The organism is Pseudomonas sp. MDV22-iso1 (assembly GCF_058145095.1).
Window position 1 is genome coordinate 113,240 of record NZ_JBYVMF010000001.1, and the last position, 24,993, is coordinate 138,232.

Below are 24,993 nucleotides of genomic sequence, written 5' to 3' on the forward strand. Positions count from 1 at the left end.
TAGTGCAGAGTTGCCTATTCTCAAGGAGTTGTTGATGACCTTTTCCTTTGCCGCGAAGGCGTCGCTGTTATTGTTGTTTTTGGGCAGCACCCTCTATGTCCATTTGCGCGGCAAGGCGCGATTGCCTGTCCTGCGACAGTTCGTCAACCACTCAGCGCTGTTCGCGCCCTACAACGCCTTGATGTATGTGTTCTCCGCCGTGCCGTCCAGGCCTTATCTGGACCGCAGTAAATTCCCGGAGCTGGACGTACTCAAGGACAATTGGGAAGACATCCGTGACGAAGCGATGCACCTGTTTGACGAGGGTTATATTCGCGCCGCGGAAAAGAATAACGACGCCGGTTTCGGCTCTTTCTTCAAGAAGGGCTGGAAGCGTTTCTATCTCAAGTGGTACGACAAACCGCTGCCTTCTGCCGAAGCCCTGTGCCCGAAAACCGTGGCACTGGTCAGCAGCATCCCCAACGTCAAGGGCGCGATGTTCGCGTTGCTCCCTGGGGGCAGTCACCTGAACCCGCACCGTGATCCGTTCGCGGGCTCCCTGCGGTATCACCTGGGACTGTCGACGCCTAATTCCAACAGCTGCCGGATCTTCGTCGATGGTCAGGAATTCGCCTGGCGGGATGGCGAAGACGTGATGTTCGATGAAACTTATGTTCACTGGGTCAAGAATGAAACCGAAAAGACTCGAGTGATCCTGTTCTGTGACATCGAGCGACCGCTCAGCAATCGGTTCATGACCCGTATCAACCGTTTCATCAGTGGCTGGCTCGGCCGCGCCACGGCGCCGCAGAACCTGGATGACGAACGTGTTGGCGGGATCAATCAGGTTTATGCCTGGAGCAAGAACTCCAGCGACCGGTTCAGTGGCGTGATCAAACAGTGGAAGCGTCGTCATCCCAAGGCTTACCGAGTGCTGCGGCCAGTATTGGCGGTGGTGGTGCTGGTGGCGTTGGGGTATTGGCTGTTTGGTTAAAAACACGCTTTTTGTAGCAGCTGGCGCAGCCTGCGTCCGGCTGCGAAGCAGTCGCAAGAGTTTAAAGTGAGGTTTTTCTGAAGCCCCGTGTCGCCTGATGCACGACTGCTTCGCAGCCGGACGCAGGCTGCGCCAGCTGCTACAGGTTGTATTACGTTCGATATTCGTCCATTGCAATCCATATCACCCACTGGTTATAGTCGCCGCTCGGTGTTCTCCAACCCGCCGTCCACTCATCAAAAAAGATCAGCCCATGCCAGCTTCCTTCCTCAACGCGGTAGTCGATTCAGCGGTCAACGCTGGCGTCGTGCCGTGCGGGAATCAGCAGCCTGTGCAGATCAGTCATTACCCCCCACCTGTTCGTAGCACGCCGGTGTACGCAGTCGTATCACCGCCGGGCGTCGGCGTTTCGGGCTGATCAGCTTCGTCTTGCTGTTCCCCGCGCCCGCCTGAAAAAACCTACTGAACTTCAGCTCCGGCTGGATTGGCTTTTTGCCTGACTACAGGTGGTATTCATGTTTGTCCTTTCGAAAAAAACCGCGCTCGCGGCGGCGTCCACGAGCCTGTTCGTTCTGCTGTGGAGCAGCGGAGCGATCTTCTCCAAATGGGGGCTGGCCCACGCGTCACCCTTTGCCTTTCTGATCATTCGCTTCGCCATTGCCCTTTGTGGATTGGTGCTGCTGACGCCGTTGCTCAAACTGAAACTGCCCAAGGGCGGCAAGCCGATGTTGTATGCGATGGCCACGGGCGTGGTGCTGTTGGGGGCCTATCAGATTTTTTATCTGCTGGCCCTGGACCTCAAAGTCACGCCTGGCGTCATGGCGACGATCATGGGCGTGCAGCCGATCCTGACCGTGGTGATCATGGAGCGGCAGCGATCGATCAGCCGGATGTTCGGGCTGACGCTGGGGCTGGCCGGATTGATCATGGTGGTTTACCAAGGCATCGGTCTGGCCGGGATGTCGCTGGCTGGGATGGTCTTCGGCCTGTTGGCGCTGGCGAGCATGACGTTCGGTTCGATCATGCAAAAGCGCATCACTGAAAATCCCCTCGGCACGCTGCCTGTGCAATACCTCGCCGGCCTGTTGCTGTGCGGGATTTTCGTGCCGTTCCAGCCATTTCACTTCGAGCACAGCAGCGGTTTCATCGTGCCGGTGTTGTGGATGGGCTTGGTAGTTTCGGTGCTGGCGACGCTGCTGCTGTACCGCTTGATCGCTCGGGGCAATCTGGTGAATGTCACCAGTCTGTTTTACCTAGTGCCCGCGGTGACGGCGGTGATGGATTACCTGTTTTTCGGTAATCGGTTGGCGACGCTGAGCATGCTCGGCATGTTGCTCATCATCGTCGGGCTGGTGTTTGTGTTCCGCAAACCGGCATAAGAGCGCGCGAAGAAACCAGAAGGCCCGGAGTACTGCTCCGGGCCTTTTTTATTTGGTCAGCGCGTGCTCCGCCCGCACCGAATTCATGAACGCCTGCATGGCCGATGATTGAATGCGATGCCGCCGGGTGATCAGCCCAAAAGGCGGCAGCCGCGCTTCGAACTTGATCGGCAACACCGCCAGCAAGTCTCGACCGGCATAATCCTCGACCACCGACACCGGCGTGACACCGAGCATGTCGGTCTGCTGAATCAACGACAGCAAGGTCATGATCGATGTGGTTTCGACAATGCTGCTGGGGATATCGACCCGCGCATTGTGGAACACCTGATTGATGATCGCGCGCATCGGGCTTGGCTGCTGCTGCAGCACCCAGGTCATGTTCTGCAATTCGGCCCAGCTCAGTTGTGTCTCTTTTGCCAACGGATTATGCGCGCCAGCGATGACGCACAACGCCTCTTCGCCGAGGCTGTCGAACAGCAATTCTTCGGCCCGGGCACCCGCCGGAATCCGCCCGAGCACGATGTCCAGTTGATCCTGCAACAACGCCTGCACCAGCACGTCGCTGGTGTCGACCTGGATGCTCATGGACAACCGGGGATGGCTTTGCTTCAAGGTCGCGATGGTGCGGGTCAACAGTCCCGAGGCCAAAGCGGGAATCGCGCCGACGGCAACTCGACCCAGATTGCCGGACTGCAGCGCCACCAGTTCTTCGCGCATGCCGCTGAGTTCGGCGAACACCATGCGGGCGTAATAGGTGACGGTTTCCCCGAACGGGGTAGCGCGCATGCCCCGAGGCAGACGTTCGAAGAGCTCGACGCCCAGCAGGTCCTCGGCTTCATGGAGCATCTTGGTTGCGGCGGGTTGGGTCATGCCGATGTGGTCAGCGGCGCGGCGCAACGAACCGAATTCCTCCAACGCGAGCATCAGCCGCAATTGGCGCAGACGCAGTCGACTGTGGATCACATTGGCTTCTGGAATTCGGGTCATGGGCTCGACTCGCAAAAAAGACTGCGGCAAGCCTGACAACAAATGTCAGGCGTTGCCAGCATTGCTGTGTCACAGCACCGATTTTGGTTTGGCGACAGCGGGTTTGCGCAAGCCCATCAGGGTTTGCAACGCCTTGGAAATCAGTGGCCAGAACAGCATCAGCAGCGCCGCCGTCGTCAGGCAACCCACCAAGGGGTTGGACCAGAAAATCCCCAGTTGTCCGTCTGAGAACAGCATCGACTGACGGAACGCATCTTCAGCCTTGTCCCCCAGAACAGCGGCCAGTACCAGTGGCGCAATCGGGTAACCGAGCTTCTTGAACAGGTACCCCAGCGCACCGAAGCCCAGCATCAGCACCACGTCGAAGAACGAGTTGTGCACCGAGTACGCGCCAATGGTGCAGACCATGATGATGATCGGCGCAATGATGGAAAACGGGATACGCAGGATCGAAGCGAACAATGGCACCGTGGCCAACACCACGATCAGGCTCACGACGTTACCCAGGTACATGCTGGCAATCAGTCCCCAGACGAAATCGTGCTGCTCGACGAACAGCGTCGGCCCAGGGTGCAGGCCCCAGATCATCAACCCGCCAAGCATCACTGCTGCCGTGGCAGAGCCGGGAATGCCCAGGGTCAGCATCGGCAGCAGGGCACTGGTGCCCGCCGCATGGTCAGCGGTCTCCGGAGCAATCACCCCTTCAAGTTCACCCTTGCCGAAGTTGTCGCGGTTCTTCGAGAAGCGTCGCGCCAGGCTGTAGCTCATGAACGATGCCGCCGTCGGACCGCCAGGCGTAATGCCCATCCAGCAACCCACCAGCGTGCTGCGCAAAATGGTCCACCAGTAACGCGGCAACTTGGCCCAGGTGCGCAAGATCACCATCGGTGTAATGCGTGCGTGCTCGCCGCGAAACACCAGGCCTTCCTCGACGGTGCAGAGAATTTCACCGATACCGAACAGGCCGATTACCGCCACTTCGAAACTGATGCCGGTCATGAGGGCCGGTTGATCGAAAGTCAGGCGCAGGTTGCCTGACACCGTGTCCATGCCAACTGCGGCCATGGCGAAACCGATCATCATGGCGACCACGGTTTTCAGCGGCGGATTTTTGCTCATACCAATGAATGTGCAGAACGCCAACAGGTACACCGCGAAGAACTCCGGCGAACTGAAGGACATGGCGAATTCGGCAATGCGCGTCGACAAAAAGGTCAGCAGCAAAACGCCAGCCAGCGCGCCGATCAGTGCCGAGCTGAACGCTGCGGTCAGGGCTTCAGCGGCGCGACCTTCACGGGCCATCGGATAGCCGTCGAAGGTGGTCGCCACCGATGAGGGCTCACCGGGAATGTTGAACAGGATCGAGGTGATCGAGCCGCCAAACAGCGCGCCCCAATACATGCACGACAACAGGATGATCGCCGAAACCGGCGACATGGTGAACGTCAGCGGCAACAGCAGCGCCACGCCATTAGGGGCACCGAGACCGGGCAACACACCGACCAGAATGCCCAGCAGCACGCCGATCACCATCAGGCCGATATGGCCCGGGGTCAGGATCAGGTTCATGCCTTGCAACAGGGAATCGAACTCGCTCATTTGAAAGATCTCCCGACCTGGGCAATCCAGTCGCCCATCGGGCCGGCATCCAGCGGGACCTTGAACCACAGTGCGAAAATCAGATAGCTGGCAAGCACGGCACCGAGGGATACGGTGGCGATCATCAACTTGCTGTAGGGCTGGGTACGGACCTTGTCACGCCACATGAACCAGGCGATGAAACAGGCTGAGGCGACATAAATGCCCGTCAACGGCATGGCCGCCACGAACAGCGCAATCGGGATAAACACCGATATCACTTGCTTGAACGCGCTACGGCTGACGAATGAAATGCTCAGGGCTTGCCAGCGCACCAGGGTCAATACGCCATTGCCCACACTGGCCGCGCTCAACATCAGGCCGATGTAGAAGGGAAAGTAACCTGGCTCGGGGCCGGAATCGCCCCAGCCGATACCTTGTTCGATACTGCCAAACATCACCACCGCGCCGATCAGCGTGGTGAACAATGTCAGGCCGAGTTCGACCCAGCGGGTGCCGACCAGCGCGGGTGAATCCGAAGAATGAGACATGAAAGCACCTCCAGAAGGTGACGGCCGTGCGCAGGCGGACGGCCGTGGGCAACTCAGTTTTTCAGCCAGCCGGCTTCCTTGAACACCGGGGTCACGCGAGCGGTGTCTTTTTCAATGTAGGCGGTCAGCGGCTCGCCCTCGAGGAAGGTCGGCACCAGAGCGTTCTGTTTGACGTACGCCTTGAACTCAGGCGTCTCGGTGACTTTGCGCATCAACTCGACATAGAACGCGCGCTGTTCGGCGGTGACTTCGCCAGGCATGAACACGGTGCGCGGGAAGCGGTACTGATCGACCCCCAGGCCTTCTTCATGGCACGTCGGGACATCGGCCCACGACTTGTCGCCAGCGACTTTCTCGGTGTAGGCCATGCGCTCTTTACTGAACACGCAGAGCGGCTCGACCTGATCACCACGCCATTGGCTGATGCTTTCGCTGGGATTGTTGACGTTGGCGGCGATGTGTTTGCCGGCCAGTTGAGTGGCTGCTTCACTGCCGCTTTTGAACGGGATGTACACCAGTTTGCTGTTGGTGGTCTGGTTCAGCAGGAGGGTGAGGGTCTGGTCGACATCCTTGGACTGACTGCCGCCCATGCGCAGGTTTGACGGGTCAGCCTTGACGGCCTCATAGAATCCTTTGGCGTTCTTCCAGGGCGCGCCTTTGTAACTCCAGAGGATGAAGTCGTCCTCAGCCACTGCGGCCACGGGTGTCAGTTCCTGCCATTGATAACCGAGCTTGGACACCAGGGGCAGCAAGTAGATGTTGTTGGTACCGATCACCAGTTTGTCGGGATCGCCTTTGTTCATTTTCAGGTCGAGAAAGGCTTCGGCGCCATTGCCGCCACCCTTGTTGAGGACGATGGTATTAACGTCGAGCAGTTTGTGAGTGGTGATGATCGACTGGATCAGACGGCCGAGCTGGTCGGTGCCGCCACCAGGACCGCCGGCGACGACGATTTCGACGTTCTTGTCCGGTTGCCAGGCTGCGTGAGCGAGTGCAGGAAGGGCGCCGGCGGCGACCAGTGTGCAGCCAAGAAACAGACGGGACGTACGACGGACGAATGCATTTCGCATGGAAGGGCCTCGTTTTTGTAGTTGTTATGAGTGACTTGTCTGCGCTCGAAAGCCGCAAGCCTGGTCCGAGTGTGGGAAGGTGTTTGCCTCGCGTCTAGTCAAAACAATACATACACCGATAGCCTGGGGTTATAGGTGCCAACATCAAAAATGACAGTTTTCCCCCAGCGCTTTGTGCCAGAGCGTTTTGCGATGAAAAGCTCTTCAGACGCGAGGCAGTGAAAGCCCGGTGAAAGCAGGGTATGCAATAACCCAAGGCTATCGCCTGATTTCAAGTATTGATTAGACGGTTATCACCGAGCCTTCGATAGTGCTCACCAGACGCCGTATAAACGGTGTCGTTGCATCCACAAAAATAATAAACAGAGGTACGCACCATGGCTCGTCCCAGTGCTTCCCTGCATCTGCCTGGTGCAGATGTTCAGTCAGCGGCAGTGACTGCGGCAACACCGCAGGCGACCACTCGCACCGCCAGCAATGTGCGCTGGAAAATCTTCGCGATTGTTTTCGCCTTGACCATGGTCAACCTGATCGACCGGGTGTCGTTGTCCATCGCGATGCCGACCATCGCCCATGAATTTTCCCTGTCACCGAGTATGCAAGGGCTGATTCTCAGCAGTTTCTTCTGGGCGTATGCCTTGCTGCAGATTCCTGGCGGCTGGCTGATCGATCGCTTCGGTCCGCACCGGGTCATCAGCTGGTCCACCGGGTTATGGGGCACCTTTCAGGTGATCGCGGCATTCGCTACGGGAGGGCTGTCATTGTTGTTCGCCCGGGTTGCCCTGGGCGCCGCAGAAGCACCGTTGTTTCCCTCCGGCGGCAAGCTCATCTCCTTGTGGCTGGCCCCGAGCGAGCGCAGCCGTGGCGCGGTGCTGATGGACAGTGGCAGTCCATTGGGTGTGGCGGTTGGCGGGTTGATCATTGCCTACCTGATCGCTTCACTGGACTCCTGGCGCCTGGCCTTTGTGATTGCCGGTATCGCGACACTGGTGCTGGCCTGGGTGGCGCAACGTTACCTGCGCGATGACCCGGCCACGCACCCGCAGGTGAACGCCGAAGAGCTGGAGAAGATCAACGCCGGCCGCGCCACCCCAGCCGCTGAAGCCGCACGCATTCCGGTCAAAGGCCTGGGCATTGCCGCGCGTTCCCTGAGCGGATTGCTGATCGGTCGCGCCAGCTGGGCGATGGTGTATTTCGGGCTGCTGACCTGGGGGCCAAGCTACCTGGCACAGGCCCGCGGGTTCGATATCAAAGGCATCGGCGCCGCCACTTTCGTGATCTTTGTGTGCGGCGCTCTGGGGTCGTTGACCGGCGGTTTTCTCTGCGACGGCCTGATCCGCAAGGGCGTCAGCCGAGGGGTTGCGGTCAAGAGCCTGCTGGCGTTTTCCGGTCTGGTGGCCCTGGGTGCGTTCCTGTTGCTACCGACCCTGAGTGATCCTTTTGCGGCCGTGGCGTTGTTGGCCATGACCGCCTTTTTTCTTATGTGGGGCAGCCTCTACTGGAGCTTTCCGGCGTTGTTGGCCGCGCCGGCACGGGTCGGTTTGATTGGCGGCGTGATGAACATGGCGGGCAGCACCGGCGGCATCGCGGTGCCGATTCTGGTGGGCGTGATCCTGCAGATGTCAGGCGGTTTTGCGCCGGTCCTGGGTTTCTTTGCGGTGTGCTCGGCGATCTTCGTGCTGGCTACGCTGTTCATCAGTCTTGATGAGGTGCGTCATGGGTGAGTTGTGGAATGGCCCGATCATCGATGCCCATCATCATTTCTGGGACCCTGCGATCAACGACCATCCCTGGCTCGCCCCGGAGGCCAATATTGCGTTTCGCTACGGCGACTACAGTGCGATCAAGCGTCGTTATTTTCCCGACGATTACTTCGCGGATGCCGGTCCTCATCACGTCGTGCAAACGGTGTACATCGAGACCGAGTGGAACCCGCAGGACCCGATTGGCGAAACCCGTTTCATCGAGGGCCTGGCCGCTCGCTATGGCGTCCCCAATGCGATCGTGGCGCAAGCCTGGCTCGATCATCCGGACGCCATCGCGGTCCTGACCGAACAGGCCGCATTCAAGTGCGTACGCAGCGTGCGTCACAAGCCTGGCGGACCGACTACGCCAGAGCAGGTGGGTCATGTGCGCAGCTTGATGAGTGATGAGCGCTGGCGTCGCGGTTATGCCGCGCTGGAAGGTCTGGGACTGCATTTTGATTTGCAGTCACCCTGGTGGAACCTGCACGAGGCCGAACGCCTGGCCCGGGATTTTCCTCGCACCACGCTGATTCTCAACCACGCCGGGTTGCCCAATGACCGTAGCGCCGAAGGCTTGGCGGGGTGGCGTCTGGCGATGTCGCGACTGGCCCAGTGGCCCAACGTGCAGGTGAAGGTTTCCGGCCTCGGCCAGGCCGGCCAACCCTGGCGCGCCAAGGACAACGCCTGGATCGTGCGCGAAGTCATCGCCATGTTCGGAACCGATCGAGTGATGTTCGCCAGCAACTTTCCGGTGGACAGCCTGTGCGGTTCGTTCGATGACATTTACAGCGGATTCAAATCCATCGTGGCTGATCTGCCGAGCGCCGATCAGCAACGACTTTTCTACAGTAACGCGCAGCGGGTTTATCGCTGCGAGCCTTGCGCCATTGAGCGGACATGGCCAGAACCCTTGAGGAGTGAAGCATGAACAAGACAACCATCGCCATGGTCCTGGGTGACCCGGCGGGCATCGGCCCGGAACTGATCGCACGCCTGCTCGCGGAGCCTGCCGTGCGCAGCCAGGCGAACGTGATTTTGATTGCTGACGAGGCGGAAATGCAGCGCGGCATGCGCATTGCCGGCGTGGAGTTTCCCTACCGTCGTGTGGCGTCGCTGGAGCAGTTGTCGTTCACCGATGACACGCCGTTGTTCTACGATTTTCGCGGCGACACCCTGGGTGAGTTTCCCCGCAGTGAAGCCAGCGTCATCGGTGGTCGCTACAGCCTCGATACCCTGGAAAAAGCGCTGCGCCTGACCGAGGCCGGGACCACCGATGCCGTGCTGTTCGGGCCACTGAACAAGACCTCGCTGCACATGGCTGGCATGGCGCATAACGACGAGTTGCACTGGTTCGCCGAGCTGCTGGATTTCCACGGGCCGTTCTGCGAATTCAATGTGCTCGATAATCTCTGGACGTCGCGGGTCACGTCCCATGTGGCCTTGTCCGAAGTCCCGGGCATGTTGACTCAAGCGCGCGTAGTGGAGGCGATCCAGCTGATCGACACCGCGCTCAAACGCAACGGCCTGGAAAAACCACGCATCGGCGTCTGCGGCTTGAACCCGCACAACGGAGACAACGGTTCGTTCGGTCGCGAGGAACTGGACATCATCGGCCCGGCGGTGCGTTCGGCGCAGGCACTTGGGATAGCGGCAGAAGGACCTTATCCGGGCGATACTATTTTCCTCAAGGTGCAGGGCGATGCCAGCGCCTTCGACGCGGTCGTGACCATGTATCACGACCAGGGCCAGATCGCGATCAAGTTGATGGGATTCTCCCGCGGCGTGACCGTGCAGGGCGGCCTGCCGATCCCGATCACCACCCCGGCCCACGGCACCGCGTTCGACATCGCCGGCCAGGGCAAGGCCAACGTCGGTGCAATCCGCCAGGCGTTCGAGATTGCCTGCCGGATGGGGACCAACAGCTACTGATTTTGCGATAACCGAACAACGCATCACTCTGTGGGAGCGGGCTTGCCCGCGATGACGGCAGTGCAGACACCTTGTTGGTGTTTGTCAGACCGCTATCGCGGGCAAGCCCGCTCCCACAGTGGTTTGTGTATGCCCGATAACCTCATCTGACTGATAACCCGTTGTTGCGATCACCTCAGGTTATCGTCGGATACGCATAAGTGATTATCCGCCACCCCCTGGCGCTGGCTACAGTCGGTCCATCGAATGCCTGGAGCCTGCGATCCAAGCGGCTTTGCGCACACGACCCAACAATGACAAGAATCCGGCAGCGCAAGGAAACTGTATTCATGAAAATCAAAGCGATCCGTACCCGCGTTTTCGAGTGGAAAGGCAAAGTCGTTCCCCCTCAAGCGCACTTCTGCACCAATGCCAGCGACATCCTGTTCGAGCGTGGCGATGCCATGGGCTCGTTCCGTTTTCATGGTTGGCTGGTGGTGGAAGTCGAGACCGATACCGGTCTTGTCGGCATCGGTAACTGCGCCCTGGCCCCGCGTGTCGCCAAGGAAATCATCGACACTTACCTGGCCCCGATCGCCATTGGCGAAGACCCGTTCGACAACGAATACATCTGGCAGAAAATGTACCGCCAGAGCCATGCCTGGGGCCGCAAAGGCATCGGCATGGCGGCCATCTCGGCGATCGACATCGCCATCTGGGACATCATGGGCAAAGCCGTGAACAAGCCGGTGTTCAAGCTGCTCGGTGGACGCACCAAAGAAAAGATCTGGACCTACGCTTCCAAGCTCTACGCCAACGACAACCTTGACCTGTTCCTCGAAGAAGCCCAGGGCTATCTGAACCAGGGTTTCACCGCGCTGAAAATGCGTTTCGGCTACGGCCCGAAAGACGGCCCGGCGGGCATGCGCAAGAACATCGAGCAAGTCCGCGCGCTGCGTGAACTGGCCGGTCCTGACGTCGATATCATGCTCGAATGCTACATGGGCTGGACCCTGGAATATGCCCGCCGGATGTTGCCAAAGCTGGCCGAATTTGAGCCGCGCTGGCTCGAAGAACCGGTGATCGCCGATGACATCGAAGGCTACATCGAACTGAAAAAAATGGGGATCATGCCGATCTCCGGCGGTGAGCATGAATTCACCTCCTATGGCTTCAAGGACCTGCTGGAACGCCGCGCCATCGACGTGATCCAGTACGACACCAACCGCGTCGGCGGCATCACCGCTGCGCGCAAGATCAACGCCATGGCTGAAGCCTGGTCGGTGCCGGTGATTCCTCACGCCGGGCAGATGCACAACTACCACCTGACCATGTCCACCACCGCGTCGCCGATGGCCGAGTTCTTCCCGGTATTCGACGTCGAAGTCGGCAACGAACTTTTCTACTACGTGTTCAAAGGCGAGCCGCAGCCGGTCAACGGTTACATCCAGCTCGACGACAACACGCCGGGCCTGGGCCTGGAAATTTCCGATGAATACTTGAGCGACTTCAACATCATCGAATGACCCCAATCCCTGACTTTCCGGAGGGCCGACATGCGCCTGATTCAATTTGAAAACTCAGCCGGCGAACGCCAGGTCGGCCTCGTCGATGGGGCACAGGTCCAGGTGCTGCTGAACACGCGCAGCACCCGTGAACTGGCACTCGCGGCGATCCGCGCCAATCGCAGCCTGCAAGAAGAAGCCGCAACCCGTGGCACCGTGCCGGGCCCGGATTACGCGCAACTGCTGCAGCAGGGCAACGTCCTGCCGCCGCTGGATCACGAAGACCCGGCCCATTGCCTGATCAGTGGCACCGGCCTGACCCATCTGGGCAGTGCATCGGCGCGGGACAAGATGCACCAGCAAGAAGGTGCGGTTGAAGCCGGCATGACCGACACCATGCGCATTTTCAAATGGGGTCTGGAAGGTGGGAAGCCTGAAGCCGGCCAGGTCGGGGCGCAACCGGAATGGTTCTACAAGGGCGACGGCAGCATCGTCGTGCGACCCGGTGCGGACTTCCCGGTGCCGCCGTTCGCCGAAGACGCCGGCGAGGAACCGGAACTGACCGGCCTCTATGTCATCGGCGACGATGGCCTGCCGTACCGTGTCGGTTATGCCTTGGGTAACGAGTTCTCCGACCATGTGATGGAGCGGCGCAATTACCTGTACCTAGCGCACTCGAAGCTGCGCTTTTGCGCCTACGGCCCGGAACTGCGTGTTGGTGAGTTGCCCCGGCATCTGGCCGGCACCAGCCGCATCAAACGCAACGGTGAAGTGATCTGGGAAAAGGAATTTCTCAGCGGCGAAGACAACATGTGCCACAGCCTCGCCAACCTTGAATTTCATCACTTCAAATACGCCCAGTTTCTGCGTCCGGGGGATGTCCACGTGCATTACTTCGGCACCGCCACGCTGTCGTTCGCCGACGGGGTCAAAACCCAGCCGGGTGACCGGTTCCAGATCAGCCTCGACGCGTTCGGTGCGCCCCTGGAAAACGGCATTGGCGAGAGCTCCCAACCGTTGGGCATCGGCCAGGTGCGCACACTCTGATCCTTGTAGGAGCGAGCTTGCTCGCGAAGGTCGTTCAGGCACAGAAGCTGTGTTGGACGTACCTTTTTCGCGAGCAGGCTCGCTCCTACAGGGTCTGCCATCGATCAAGGAAATGCCAAATGTCCACGTTACTCGGACACAACTACATCGCTGGCCGTCGCAGCGCCAACGGGACGGTACAGCTGCAAAGCCTCGATGCAACCACTGGCGAGCCGCTGCCCGGTACCTTCTATCAAGCCAGCGAAGCGGAAGTGGACGCCGCCGCCAAGGCTGCAGCCGCTGCCTATCCGATCTATCGCAACGTCAGCGCTGAAAAGCGTGCGTTTTTCCTGGAGGCGATCGCCGATGAAATCGATGCCTTGGGTGATGACTTCGTCGCGACTGTTTGCCGTGAAACGGCATTGCCGGCGGGGCGTATTCAGGGTGAGCGCGGCCGTACCAGTGGCCAGATGCGCCTGTTCGCCAAGGTCCTGCGACGCGGCGATTTCTATGGCGCGCGCATCGACCAGGCATTGCCCGAGCGCCAGCCATTGCCGCGTCCGGATCTGCGCCAGTACCGCATCGCGTTAGGTCCGGTGGCCGTGTTCGGTGCCAGTAACTTCCCGCTGGCTTTTTCCACGGCCGGTGGCGATACCGCTTCGGCGCTCGCCGCCGGCTGCCCGGTGGTGTTCAAGGCGCACAGCGGGCACATGGCAACCGCCGAATGGGTGGCGGATGCGATCATCCGCGCGGCCGAACGTACCGAGATGCCTGCGGGCGTATTCAACATGATCTTTGGCGGTGGCGTCGGTGAGTGGCTGGTCAAGCATCCGGCGATCCAGGCGGTGGGCTTCACCGGCTCGCTCAAGGGCGGTAATGCATTGAGCCACATGGCGGCGACCCGACCCCAGCCGATCCCGGTGTTTGCCGAGATGTCGAGCATCAACCCGGTGTTCCTGCTACCTGAAGCACTCAAGGTGCGTGGCGAACAGATTGCGGCGCAGCTCGCCGGTTCGGTGACCTTGGGCTGCGGTCAGTTCTGCACCAATCCTGGCCTGGTCATCGGCCTGCGTTCGCCGCAGTTCAGTCTGTTTCTGGAAACGTTTTGCGCGAGCATGAACCAGCAGCCGGCACAAACCATGCTCAATGCCGGCGCGTTGGGCAGCTACAGCCGAGGCCTTGCCGAATTGCACGAGCATCCGGGTGTGAAGCATCTTGCAGGCAAACCGCAGCAGGGAAATCAGGCGCAACCGCAAGTGTTCCAGGCGGATATCGGCCTGCTGCTCAGGGGCGAAGAGTTGCTTCAGGAAGAAGTGTTCGGACCCACCACCATCGTTATTGAAGTAGAGGATCAGGCGCAGATGGCCGCGGCCTTGCAGGGCTTGCGCGGGCAGCTGACGGCGACGCTGATCGGCGAGTCTGACGAGTTGCTGGAATACCGTTGGCTGGCCGAATCGCTGCAGGAAAAGGTGGGGCGGATCCTGCTCAACGGCTATCCGACCGGGGTAGAGGTGTGCGAAGCCATGGTGCACGGCGGGCCGTACCCGGCAACGTCCGATTCGCGCGGGACGTCGGTCGGCTCGCTGGCCATTGACCGATTCTTGCGGCCGGTGTGCTTCCAGAACTACCCGGACGCCTTGCTGCCCGAGGCGTTGCAGAATGCCAACCCGCTAGGGATTCGGCGGTTGGTGGATGGGGAGGTGAGTCAGTCGGCTTTGTAGCTGTCCGAGCCGACGCTATCGTCGGAACGCCGCCCGGGGCAAGCCCGGCTCCCACAGGGTTTGAGGTTGAGCACAAGATTTGTGTGCAACACCCATCACTGTGGGAGCCGGGCTTGCCCCGGGCGGCGTTCCGACGATGGCGTCATCAGCAGCACTGCATCTTTACTTGGCCGCCACCTCAACAGGCTTCACCACCGCCGGCTTCAACACCAGCCACAACGCCACCGCAATCAACACCCCGCCATAAATGTGCGCCATCGACAACGGCTCATCCAGCAACATCGCCCCCCACAACACCCCGAACGGCGGAATCATGAAGGTCACGGTCATCGACTTCACCGGACCGATGGACGTGAGCAGGCGGAAGTAAACAATGTACGCGAACGCCGTGCATCCCAAGCCTAGCCCCAGCAACGACAACCAGACATTCCAGCCACCCCAGCTCGCCGGTGGCTCGCTGATCACGCTGTAGCCGAACAGCGGCAGCAGGAACAACGTCGCCCCCAGCATGCTGCCCAACGCCGAAAGACGGCTGTCGAGGCCGCCGGCCTGATCCAGCCAGCGACGGGCGAGGAACCCGGCGAAGCCATAGCAGGTGGTAGCCAGCAGGCAGGCGAGGGCGCCCATCAGCAGTTGCAGGTCAAACGCCACCGGACCGGCACGGGTCAGAATGCCGACGCCAAACAGGCCCAGGAATACGCCACCCAGCTTGGCGCCGGTGAGTTTTTCACTGAAGAACAGCCCGCCAATCAACACCCCCATCAAGGGTGTCGTGGCATTGAAAATCGCCGAGTACCCGGCAGGTAGCACTTGCGCCGCCACGGAGTACAGCGTCGCCGGAATCCCGGAATTGATCACCCCGAGCAACATCACGGTCTTGAGTTTGCCTTTGAAATCCCAGCTGATACGCATCAGTCCCAGGATCACCAGCAGGCCGACGGCCGCGATCGATACACGGAAAAATGCGGTCGGAACCGTGCCAATCACCGGGGCGATGATGCGCATGAACAGAAAGCTCGCGCCCCAGATGGCGGCCAGCGACAGCAAACGGAAAATATCGACGGGGTTCACGGGGCATTCCTTCCTTGATGGGGACGGGAGTGTTGCTGAGTGAGTGGTCTGTCGCAACCGAAAAACGGGCAATTAATTAAGCGGGGGTGGTGAGCCGATCACTGATCGCCAGGACCCACCTCGGAGTCGCGTCGCAAGACAAAGCGGCCTTAAACCGTATCACCGCAAAATTGCGCTTCTCCTGCACCCGGTTAACTGGCTAAGCTCAGGGCTCCGAATTCCCGCAGAGGTCTCACCATGGCGCAGCAATGGCCAGCCGCCGACATCGCCCGAATGATCCTCGAGGGCTTTGACGATTACCGCGAGCATTTCCGCCAGATCACCGACGGCGCCCGGGCTCGATTCGAGCAGGCCCAGTGGCAGGAGACGCAATCGGCCTCGGCCGCGCGGATCAATCTGTACGAAGAAAAAGTCAGCGAAACCGTAGAGCGCCTGCGTATCGCCTTCGACAGCGACACGCTGGACGTCAGCTGCTGGCCACTGGTCAAGAGTGCCTACATCAAGCTGATCGACCTGCGCTTCGACGATGAACTGTCCGAGACCTGGTACAACTCGATCTTCTGCGGGCTGTTCAGCCATGACCTGATCAGTGACGGCTGCATGTTCATCCACACCACCCGGCCAAGCCTGCGTCGGGCCCGGGCCGCACAAACCCGCACCTACAAACCCCAAGGGCAGTTGTCCGGGATGCTGGAGAGCATCTTTGCCGACTACCGTTTCAGCGAGAATTACGCTGATCTGGCCGGCGACCTGCGCCGCCTCGAAGCGCAATTGCGTGAGAACCTGCCGGACTGGGTGTGCAAGGACCCGGACCTGAGCGTCGAATTGTTTTCCTCGGTGCTTTATCGCAACAAAGGCGCCTACCTGGTGGGGCGCATCTACACCCAGGACGAGCAATGGCCGTTGGTGATTCCATTGCTGCACCGCGAAGGTCGCGGCATCCAGATCGACGCGCTGATCACCGACGAAGCCGATGTGTCGATCATCTTCTCGTTCACCCGGTCGTATTTCATGGTGGATGTACCGGTGCCAGCGGAGTTTATCGGGTTCCTCAAGCGCATCCTGCCGGGCAAGCACATCGCCGAACTGTACACCTCGATCGGTTTCTACAAACACGGCAAGTCCGAGTTCTATCGAGCGCTGATCAACCACCTGGCGAGCACCGACGATCAATTCATCATGGCCCCCGGCGTGCGCGGCATGGTGATGAGCGTGTTCACCCTGCCGGGTTTCAATACCGTATTCAAAATCATCAAAGACCGTTTCTCACCGTCGAAAAACGTCGACCGTGCGACGGTGATCGAGAAGTATCGCCTGGTGAAAAGTGTCGATCGGGTCGGGCGCATGGCCGATACCCAGGAATTCGCCGATTTCCGCTTTCCGTTGAGCAAGTTCGATCCGGCGTGCCTGGAAGAATTGCTGGAAGTGGCCGCGTCCACGGTGTCGGTGGAAGACGACACGGTGCTGATTCGCCACTGCTGGACCGAACGGCGGATGACGCCGCTCAACCTGTACCTGGAAAACGCCAACGACGATCAGGTACGCGAGGCGCTGGAAGATTACGGCCTGGCGATCAAGCAACTGGCGGCGGCGAATATTTTTCCCGGCGACATGCTGCTGAAGAACTTCGGCGTTACGCGTCACGGCCGGGTGGTGTTTTATGACTACGACGAAATCTGCTTCCTGACGGAAGCCAACTTTCGCCACATTCCGCAGCCGCGCACGCCGGAGGATGAGATGGCGTCCGAGCCGTGGTACTCGATCGGTCCGCTGGATGTGTTTCCCGAAGAGTTTCCACCGTTCCTGTTTGCCGATTCCGGCCAGCGCAGGCTGTTCGATCAGTTGCATGGCGAGCTGTATAACGCCGATTACTGGAAAAGCCTTCAGGAAGCCATTCGCGCCGGCAAGGTGATCGATGTGTTCCCGTATCGACGTAAGGGCTTCGACAGCGAGTAGCGCGCCAGAGTGAATCCTGTGGTTTGGGGGTTATCTGTGGTGCAAGGCTTTATCTGTGCTGAGAGGATTAATCTGTGCTGAGAGGATTAATCTGTGGGAAGGGATTTATCTGTGGCGAGGGGATTTATCCCCGTTCGGCTGCGAAGCAGACGCAAAACCATTCGATGCGGATTATCTTAAAATTCCCGCTGTTAGTATTTGGGACCGCTTCGCGGTCCAACGGGGATAAATCCCCTCGCCACAGATAAGTCCTCTTAGCACAGATAAATCCCTTCACCACAGATAAATCCCCCTCTACAAAAGCGCATCACAGTCGTGTTAAGTGGCGCAAATCTGCGACAATCCGCCCACTGCGCCACTAGCCGACTGAATTGCGTACCTGATGACTGACGAATCGCCCTCCATCGACAAACTGCTGAAAAATCTCGATCACGCCATGCTCGCCGACCGCCACCGGCTGCGGCGGCCGTTGCTTGAGCTGCGCAAGAAACCTGATGAAGCCAAGCTGGCTCAGTGGGTGGCGCGCATGCAGGCGTCCTGTGATCAGGTGCTGGCGCGGCGTGCCAGCCTGCCGGTGGTGCGTTATGACGACAGCCTGCCGATTGCCGCCAAGCGCGACGAAATCAAAGAGGCGCTGCTCAAGCATCAGGTGCTGATCATTGCCGGCGAAACCGGTTCGGGCAAGACCACCCAGTTGCCGAAGATCTGCCTGGAAATCGGTCGCGGCCAGTACGGCCTCATTGGTCACACCCAGCCCCGTCGAATCGCTGCGCGCAGTGTGGCGAGCCGCGTCGCGGAAGAACTTGGTACGCCGTTGGGTGCGTTGGTCGGTTATCAGGTGCGGTTCGAGGATCAGAGCGATTCCAACACCCTGATCAAACTGATGACCGACGGCATCCTGCTGGCGGAAACCCAGAACGACCGCTACCTCGAACGCTACGACACGATCATCGTCGACGAAGCCCACGAACGCAGCCTGAACATCGACTTCCTGCTCGGCTACCTGAAAACCCTGCTGCCCCGTCGCCCGGACCTGAAAGTCATCATCACGTCGGCGACCATCGATCTGGAGCGTTTCTCCAGGCATTTCGATGATGCGCCAATTGTCGAAGTCTCTGGCCGCACCTTCCCGGTAGAGACCTGGTATCGCCCGCTGACCCTGGAACAGGACGAGGAGGGCAACCGCGTCGAGGACGACCTGACCGTGGATCAGGCAATCCTCGCGACGCTGGACGAAATCGCCGCGTTCGAACGCAGCGAACGAAAGAGCCCGGGTGATGTGCTGGTGTTTTTGCCCGGCGAGCGCGAGATTCGCGACGCCGCTGACATGTTGCGCAAGGCGCAGCTCAAGCACACCGAAATCCTGCCCTTGTACGCGCGGTTGTCCCCGGCGGAACAGCAGCGGATTTTCCAGTCGCACCCCGGTCGTCGCGTGGTCCTGGCGACCAACGTCGCGGAAACGTCGTTGACCGTGCCGGGCATTCGTTACGTGATCGACAGCGGTACGGCGCGCATCAGCCGTTACAGCTACCGCGCCAAGGTCCAGCGCCTGCCCATCGAAGCCATTTCCCAGGCCAGCGCCAACCAGCGTAAAGGCCGTTGCGGACGGGTCGAACCGGGCATTTGCATCCGCCTGTATGGCGAAGAAGATTTCCTGGGCCGCCCGGAATTTACCGACCCGGAAATCCTGCGAACCAACCTCGCCGCCGTGATCTTGCAGATGCTGCATCTGCGCCTTGGCGAGATCACTGATTTCCCGTTTATCGAACCACCGGATGGCAAGGCCATCAGCGACGGTTTCAACCTGCTGCAAGAACTCTCGGCGGTGGACCGCAACAGCCAGCTGACCCCGCTCGGTCGTCAATTGGCGCGGCTGCCGGTGGACCCGCGCATGGGCCGCATGTTGTTGGAAGCGGCCAAGCTCGGCAGCTTGCAGGAAGTGCTGATCGTTGCCAGCGCCATGTCGATCCAGGACCCGCGCGAGCGTCCGCCGGAGCGTCAACAGGCCGCGGATCAGGCCCACGCGCAATGGAAGGACGTCGACTCGGACTTCGCCGGGCTGGTCAATCTGTGGCGTGGTTTCGAGGAACAGCGCCAGGCGCTGACGGCGAGTCCGCTGCGTAACTGGTGTCGCAAGAACTTCCTCAACTACCTGCGTCTGCGCGAGTGGCGCGACTCCCATCGCCAGTTGAGCCTGATCTGCCGCGACATGCAGCTAAGCCTCAACAAGGAGCCGGCGGATTATCCGAAGCTGCACAAAGCCGTGCTTTCGGGTTTGCTCAGTCAGATCGGCCAGAAAACCGAAGACGGTGATTACCTCGGAGCCCGTCAGCGGCGCTTCTGGATTCACCCCTCGTCGGGCCTCGGCAAGAAGCGTCCGCAATGGTTGATGGCCGCTGAGCTTGTGGAAACGACCAAGCTGTATGCGCGCATGGTCGCCAAGATCGACGCCGACTGGATCGAACCGCTGGCCGGGCACCTGATCAAGAAAAACCACTTCGAACCCCATTGGGAGAAGAAGCGCGGACAAGTCGTGGCGTTCGAGCAGATCACCTTGTTCGGGCTGATCGTGGTCGGTCGCCGGCCGGTACATTACGGCCCGATTGACCCGGTGGTGTCCCGTGAGTTTTTCATTCGCGAAGGCCTGGTGCGGGGCGAGATTCAATCGAAGGCCAAATGCCTGAGCGCCAACCAGAAACTCCTTGAACAGCTCGACGAACTGGAAGCCAAGGCCCGTCGTCGCGACATTCTGGCCGACGAAGAAACCCTGTTCGCGTTCTACGATGCGCGGCTGCCGGCGGAGATTCACCAGACCGCGACTTTTGACAGCTGGTACCGCGTCAACAGCCAGAAAGACCCGCAGCTGCTGATCATGCGCGAGGAAGACGTACTGGCTCGCGAAGCCAGCGAAGTCACCGCGCAGCATTACCCGGACACCTTGCACATTGGCGATCTGGAACTGGCACTGAGTTACCACTTCGAACCCAACCATCCCCGCGACGGGGTGACCCTGAGGGTGCCGGCGCCTCTGTTGCCGATGCTGCCTCCTGAACGACTGGAGTGGCTGGTGCCGGGTGTGATCGAGGCCAAATGCATCGCGCTGGTGCGCAACCTGCCCAAGGCCCTGCGCAAAAACTTCGTTCCGGTACCGGATTTCGTCAAAGCGGCGTTGCAGCGCATGACTTTTGCGGAAGGCTCATTGCCCCAGGCGCTGGGACGTGAACTGCTGCGCATGACCGGTGCGCGGGTCAGTGATGAAGCCTGGGCCGAAGCGGCGCAACAGGTCGACAGTCATTTGCGCATGAACCTGGAAATCGTCGATGGCCAGGGCAAGTTCCTCGGCGAAGGGCGTGATCTGGCGGAGCTGACGGCACGTTTCGCCGAAGCCAGTCAGGCCGCACTGGCGGTGCCGCAAACCGCGAAAAGCCAGCAGCCGGTGGAGGCGAAAGTCTTCGCCGCGGTGGCGGAGAAAACCCAGCAGAAGATCGCCGGGCTGTCGATGACGGTCTATCCCGCGCTGGTGGAAGAGAACGGAACGGTCAAGGAAGGGCGGTTCTCCACGCCGGCCGAAGCCGAGTTCCAGCATCGCCGCGCGTTGCAGCGGTTGCTGATGCAGCAATTGGCGGAACCGGCGAAGTTCCTGCGTGGCAAGTTGCCGGGGCTGACCGAGCTGGGCCTGATGTACCGCGACATGGGGCGCATCGACAGCCTGGTGGAGGACATTCTGTTGGCCAGCCTCGACAGCTGCATTCTTGAGGGTGAAGACCCGTTGCCCCGTGACGGCGCTGGATTGGCCGCGTTGGCCGAGCGTAAGCGTGGCGGCTGGACCGAGCATGCCGAACGCCTGGCGAAGTTGACGCTGGAGATTCTCAAGCTCTGGCACGGGCTGCAGAAGCGCTTCAAGGGCAAGATTGATCTGGCGCAGGCTGTGGCGCTCAACGATATCAAGCAGCAACTGAGTCATCTGGTGTATCCGGGGTTCGTCCGCGAAACGCCGATGCAATGGCTCAAGGAGTTGCCGCGTTACCTGAAAGCGGTCGAGCAACGTTTCGAGAAAATCGGCGCGCAAGTGCAGCGGGATCGAGTCTGGAGCGGTGAGTTGTCGGGGCTGTGGGCTCAATACCAGGCCCGCGCCAGCAAACACGCCCAGGAGGGCAAGCGCGATCCACAGCTTGAGCTGTATCGCTGGTGGCTGGAGGAGTACCGGGTTTCCCTGTTTGCCCAGCAACTGGGGACCAAGGTGCCGATCTCGGACAAGCGCCTGAACAAGCAGTGGAGCCAAGTCGAACCCTGACCCCTGTGGGCGCCGGCTTTGTGGCGAGGGGATTTAGCGAAACGTCGCACTGGCTTTGTGGCGAGGGGATTTATCCCCGTTGGGGGGCGAAGCCGCCCTAAAAGAATTGGGTTCATACTTCAGGTGGACCGAGAGTGAAGGTTTTGCGACTGCTCCGCAGCCGAACGGGGATAAATCCCCTCGCCACAGAGGTGCCACAAAGGTGCAACACAGGTGGTCCCAAGGATTGCTGTTGCTTTTGCAAATGGCGCCAAAACCCTACGTTTATGGCAAACTTCGCGCCTATAAACGCCGGCCCCGCAGTTTTGAGCCTTCACGGCTGCGGGCGGGTCGGAATAAAGCGATGCCAGGTTTGCGTCCCCCGGATGGGAATAGACCCCTTGTGCGTTGGTACGTCGGTACCAATGCTTTCTGCCTGAACAGATTAGAGAAACGACCATGCATAACGTCGTCATCAGCGGCACCGGCCTGTATACCCCGGCCAACAGCATTTCCAATGAAGAGCTGGTGCAGTCTTTCAACGCTTACGTTGCGCAGTTTAACGCCGACAACGCCGAAGCGATCGCCCGCGGTGAAGTCGAAGCCTTGACCGAATCCAGTGCCGCGTTTATCGAAAAAGCCTCTGGCATCAAAAGCCGTTTTGTCATGGACAAAGAAGGCATCCTTGACCCGCAACGCATGGCGCCACGCCTGCCGGAACGCTCGAATGACGAGTGGTCGGTGTTGTGCCAGATGGCCATCGGCGCCGCCGAGCAAGCCTTGCAGCGTGCAGGCAAAACCGCGGCGGACATCGACGGCGTGATCGTCGCCTGTTCCAACCTGCAGCGCGCCTATCCGGCCATCGCCATCGAAGTCCAGGAAGCGCTGGGCATCCAGGGTTTCGGTTTTGACATGAACGTCGCGTGCTCCTCGGCGACCTTTGGTATCCAGGCCGCCGCCAACAGCGTGCAACTGGGCCAGGCCCGGGCGATCCTGATGGTCAACCCGGAAGTCTGCACCGGTCACCTGAACTTCCGTGACCGCGACAGCCATTTCATATTTGGCGATGCGGCGACTGCCGTGATCATCGAGCGCGCCGATCTGGCAACGTCCGAATATCAGTTCGATGTGGTCAGCACCAAACTGCTCACCAAGTTCTCCAATAACATCCGCAATAACTTTGGCTTCCTCAACCGCGCGGCGGAAGAGGGCATCGGCGCCAAGGACAAGCTGTTCGTGCAGGAAGGCCGCAAGGTATTCCGCGATGTATGCCCGATGGTGGCGGAGCTGATCGCTACGCACCTGGAAGAGAATTCGCTGAACATTGCTGACGTGAAACGCTTCTGGCTGCACCAGGCCAACCTCAGCATGAACCACCTGATCGTGAAGAAACTGCTGGGCCGCGAAGCCACCGAAGAAGAAGCGCCGGTGATTCTCGACACCTACGCCAACACCAGCTCCGCCGGCTCGGTGATCGCGTTTCACAAAAACCAGGATGACCTGGCGGCAGGTTCGCTGGCCGTACTCAGTTCGTTCGGGGCGGGTTATTCGATTGGTAGTGTGATTCTGCGTAAGCGCTGAGTTCGGCTTAAAAGATCGCAGCCTGCGGCAGCTCCTACACGGGATCGGGTTTCAACGCGATATCGCGGCTGGAATGCGGTCGGTGTAGGAGCTGCCGCAGGCTGCGATCTTTTTTTGGGCCAAAAAAACTCGCGCTGCCGTATCGGACGGATGATGGGGACCGATACCACAGCGCGAGTTTGGAAAAACACCTCGGGCTTCCTTGCCCGAGTGATGTAGCGGGATTATCAGAACTTGGCTTCAGCATCCAGCTGCAGGGTGTTGATGTCCGAATCTCTCAGGCCGGCGCTGGCGTTGGTGTAGTCGGAGTTAGCCATGAAGTACGTCGCACCCAGGGCGAAGTTCTTGTCGATTTCGTAGCTCACTTTCAACTTGCTGCCACGGGAACCGGTGAAGCCGTTGGCGAAGTCGGAGTCGGTGAAGGCGCCAACCACGGCGTTGCGCTGCACATCGCGGTAGTTGTAGTCCACTGCGAAGCCGTAGAGCTTGGTCTTCACACCCGCCAGCCAGCCCATGTCCTGATCGTTGCTGGCGTCGTCGTTGTTGACGATCTGACCATACAACGACAGCGGCATTGGCAGCCCGCCGATATCCAGCTGACCAAAGCCTTCGTACAGTTTGAATTGCTCGCCCGGACTGTTGCCGTTGACGGCCAGTGCGCACGGAGCCGTGACGGCGCCAGTCGTCGGGCAAGCACTGCTGTCATCGTTGTCGTAGGCGTAAAGGCTGCCGCCCAAGGTCATTTTGAGGTTGTCGGTGATCGCGAAACGCGCGCCCAACTGGCCAGCGTACAGTCGCAGATCGTGTTTGAACTGCACGCCTTCGCCGTCGACGTTGTCCTTGAGGGTGTAGTGACCGGCGCTACCGAACAGTTCAGTGCTGCCGCCCAGTGGGTACTTGTAGGTCACTGCCAGACCTTCCGGGCTGATGTCGCTATCCCAGATGATGTCGCCCATGCTCACCCACTGTTGCGGCATCTTGCCGGCAACGAGGTGCAGGTTTTTGATCGCGTCGGGGTGGTAGTCGACGTAACCCTGGTCCAGCCAGATCGACTTCTTGTCGAAATAGTTGTTCAGGTCCTGGTTGGTGGAACGCGCGTCGTCGCTGCTGCCGGTGGCGATGCGGATACCGGTGTCGACCTGCGGGTTGATCTCGGTGTACGCACCCAGACGGGCACGAATGCGCTGGCGGTCCGAGTCTCTGTTGTTGGAAACGCCATCGTTCTTGATGGTTTCCTGGCGGAAACGCACGTCGCCCTTGAACTGGGTCTTGGCTGCCCACGCCAGTTTCTGGTCGAAGGCGCTTAGTGTGTCGGTTTTCTTCGCAGTGGCTGCGATCTGCTCGTTGGTCTCTTGCTGAGCCTGACGGGCGATCTGCTGGTCTTTCTGATCCCTGGCCAACTCGGCTTGCAGCTCGCCATACTGCGCGTTGGTAATCGAGCCGTTTGCCTTGAGCATGTCGAGCAGTTTGGCGTCGACTGCGGCGCTGGCCGGAACACTCATGGCCAGCAGCAGTCCGCCACACAGGGCTGCCGCAGTTTTCGTGGAAGCAAGACGCATATCAATCTCCGAAGATGAGAGTGGATGACTGAGCCATCCAGGGCACAACCGACCATTGATGGACGGAAAACAGTGGCCGGGTTAGAACCCGACGCTCTAAAAACAGG

The 24,993-nt window shown here is 60.0% G+C and carries 18 protein-coding genes; 12 read left to right on the forward strand and 6 right to left on the reverse strand.

Annotated features, from left to right (window positions below):
* The first annotated feature begins 34 nt into the window (after positions 1-34).
* The 3 genes from AC3ZVB_RS00515 (at position 35) to AC3ZVB_RS00525 (ending at position 2,352) form a co-directional block, all read left to right on the forward strand.
* A complete protein-coding gene (locus AC3ZVB_RS00515; RefSeq protein WP_490145512.1) occupies positions 35-973 on the forward strand; it encodes an aspartyl/asparaginyl beta-hydroxylase domain-containing protein in 939 nt (312 codons plus the stop codon).
* 253 nt (positions 974-1,226) lie between these two features.
* The gene (locus AC3ZVB_RS00520; RefSeq protein WP_194690716.1) at positions 1,227-1,391 is read left to right on the forward strand and encodes a hypothetical protein; all 165 of its coding nucleotides are present in this window, start codon (positions 1,227-1,229) and stop codon (positions 1,389-1,391) included.
* A gap of 97 nt (positions 1,392-1,488) precedes the next feature.
* Entirely contained in the window at positions 1,489-2,352 is an 864-nt protein-coding gene (locus AC3ZVB_RS00525) for a DMT family transporter (protein WP_162436907.1), read from the forward strand.
* 48 nt (positions 2,353-2,400) lie between these two features.
* Here AC3ZVB_RS00525 and AC3ZVB_RS00530 read toward each other — a convergent pair whose 3' ends face one another.
* From AC3ZVB_RS00530 to AC3ZVB_RS00545, 4 genes are all read right to left on the reverse strand, one after another.
* Positions 2,401-3,342 carry a LysR family transcriptional regulator gene (locus tag AC3ZVB_RS00530; protein WP_162436906.1) on the reverse strand — a complete coding sequence of 314 codons (942 nt, stop codon included), beginning with the start codon at positions 3,340-3,342 and terminating at the stop codon, positions 2,401-2,403.
* Between the two features lie 69 nt (positions 3,343-3,411).
* Positions 3,412-4,941, reverse strand: coding sequence for a tripartite tricarboxylate transporter permease (locus tag AC3ZVB_RS00535; protein ID WP_162436905.1), 1,530 nt, complete (start codon positions 4,939-4,941; stop codon positions 3,412-3,414).
* Complete coding sequence (locus tag AC3ZVB_RS00540; RefSeq protein WP_162436904.1) at positions 4,938-5,471, reverse strand: tripartite tricarboxylate transporter TctB family protein; 534 nt, start codon at positions 5,469-5,471, stop codon at positions 4,938-4,940. The genes AC3ZVB_RS00535 and AC3ZVB_RS00540 overlap by 4 nt, the downstream gene beginning before the upstream one ends.
* A 53-nt stretch (positions 5,472-5,524) precedes the next feature.
* Positions 5,525-6,541 (reverse strand): Bug family tripartite tricarboxylate transporter substrate binding protein, encoded by a 1,017-nt coding sequence (locus tag AC3ZVB_RS00545; RefSeq protein WP_162436903.1) that lies wholly within the window; start codon positions 6,539-6,541, stop codon positions 5,525-5,527.
* Positions 6,542-6,918: 377 nt separating this feature from the next.
* Here AC3ZVB_RS00545 and AC3ZVB_RS00550 point away from each other — a divergent pair, with 377 nt between their 5' ends.
* The 6 genes from AC3ZVB_RS00550 (at position 6,919) to AC3ZVB_RS00575 (ending at position 14,446) form a co-directional block, all read left to right on the forward strand.
* On the forward strand, positions 6,919-8,265 hold the full coding sequence (locus AC3ZVB_RS00550; RefSeq protein ID WP_194690713.1) for an MFS transporter: 1,347 nt from the start codon (positions 6,919-6,921) through the stop codon (positions 8,263-8,265).
* Positions 8,258-9,214, forward strand: a complete 957-nt coding sequence (locus AC3ZVB_RS00555) for an amidohydrolase family protein (RefSeq protein ID WP_194690712.1) — start codon at positions 8,258-8,260, stop codon at positions 9,212-9,214. Before AC3ZVB_RS00550 ends, AC3ZVB_RS00555 begins: the two co-directional genes overlap by 8 nt.
* Entirely contained in the window at positions 9,211-10,215 is a 1,005-nt protein-coding gene (locus tag AC3ZVB_RS00560) for a 4-hydroxythreonine-4-phosphate dehydrogenase PdxA (protein WP_162436900.1), read from the forward strand. Before AC3ZVB_RS00555 ends, AC3ZVB_RS00560 begins: the two co-directional genes overlap by 4 nt.
* Before the next feature lie 329 nt (positions 10,216-10,544).
* The gene (locus tag AC3ZVB_RS00565) at positions 10,545-11,720 is read left to right on the forward strand and encodes an L-rhamnonate dehydratase (protein WP_122476260.1); all 1,176 of its coding nucleotides are present in this window, start codon (positions 10,545-10,547) and stop codon (positions 11,718-11,720) included.
* Between the two features lie 30 nt (positions 11,721-11,750).
* Complete coding sequence (gene araD1, locus AC3ZVB_RS00570) at positions 11,751-12,746, forward strand: AraD1 family protein (RefSeq protein ID WP_490145513.1); 996 nt, start codon at positions 11,751-11,753, stop codon at positions 12,744-12,746.
* A 119-nt stretch (positions 12,747-12,865) separates the two neighbouring features.
* Positions 12,866-14,446: an aldehyde dehydrogenase (NADP(+)) gene (locus AC3ZVB_RS00575; RefSeq protein WP_490145514.1), complete on the forward strand. Its 1,581-nt coding sequence runs from the start codon at positions 12,866-12,868 to the stop codon at positions 14,444-14,446.
* 162 nt (positions 14,447-14,608) lie between these two features.
* Here the strand turns inward: AC3ZVB_RS00575 and AC3ZVB_RS00580 are convergent, their stop codons facing one another.
* Positions 14,609-15,517, reverse strand: a complete 909-nt coding sequence (locus AC3ZVB_RS00580; protein WP_490145515.1) for a DMT family transporter — start codon at positions 15,515-15,517, stop codon at positions 14,609-14,611.
* Positions 15,518-15,754: 237 nt separating this feature from the next.
* On the opposite strand from AC3ZVB_RS00580, the gene aceK reads away from it, so the two are divergent.
* The 3 genes from aceK to AC3ZVB_RS00595 all read left to right on the forward strand — a co-directional run bounded on the left by aceK (position 15,755) and on the right by AC3ZVB_RS00595 (position 23,327).
* Positions 15,755-17,473, forward strand: coding sequence for a bifunctional isocitrate dehydrogenase kinase/phosphatase (gene aceK, locus AC3ZVB_RS00585; protein ID WP_490145516.1), 1,719 nt, complete (start codon positions 15,755-15,757; stop codon positions 17,471-17,473).
* Between the two features lie 382 nt (positions 17,474-17,855).
* Complete coding sequence (hrpA, locus tag AC3ZVB_RS00590) at positions 17,856-21,767, forward strand: ATP-dependent RNA helicase HrpA (RefSeq protein WP_490145517.1); 3,912 nt, start codon at positions 17,856-17,858, stop codon at positions 21,765-21,767.
* Between the two features lie 438 nt (positions 21,768-22,205).
* The gene (locus AC3ZVB_RS00595) at positions 22,206-23,327 is read left to right on the forward strand and encodes a beta-ketoacyl-ACP synthase III (RefSeq protein ID WP_490145518.1); all 1,122 of its coding nucleotides are present in this window, start codon (positions 22,206-22,208) and stop codon (positions 23,325-23,327) included.
* 227 nt (positions 23,328-23,554) lie between these two features.
* Here the strand turns inward: AC3ZVB_RS00595 and AC3ZVB_RS00600 are convergent, their stop codons facing one another.
* The gene (locus tag AC3ZVB_RS00600) at positions 23,555-24,886 is read right to left on the reverse strand and encodes a putative porin (RefSeq protein ID WP_162436893.1); all 1,332 of its coding nucleotides are present in this window, start codon (positions 24,884-24,886) and stop codon (positions 23,555-23,557) included.
* Positions 24,887-24,993: the final 107 nt, after the last annotated feature.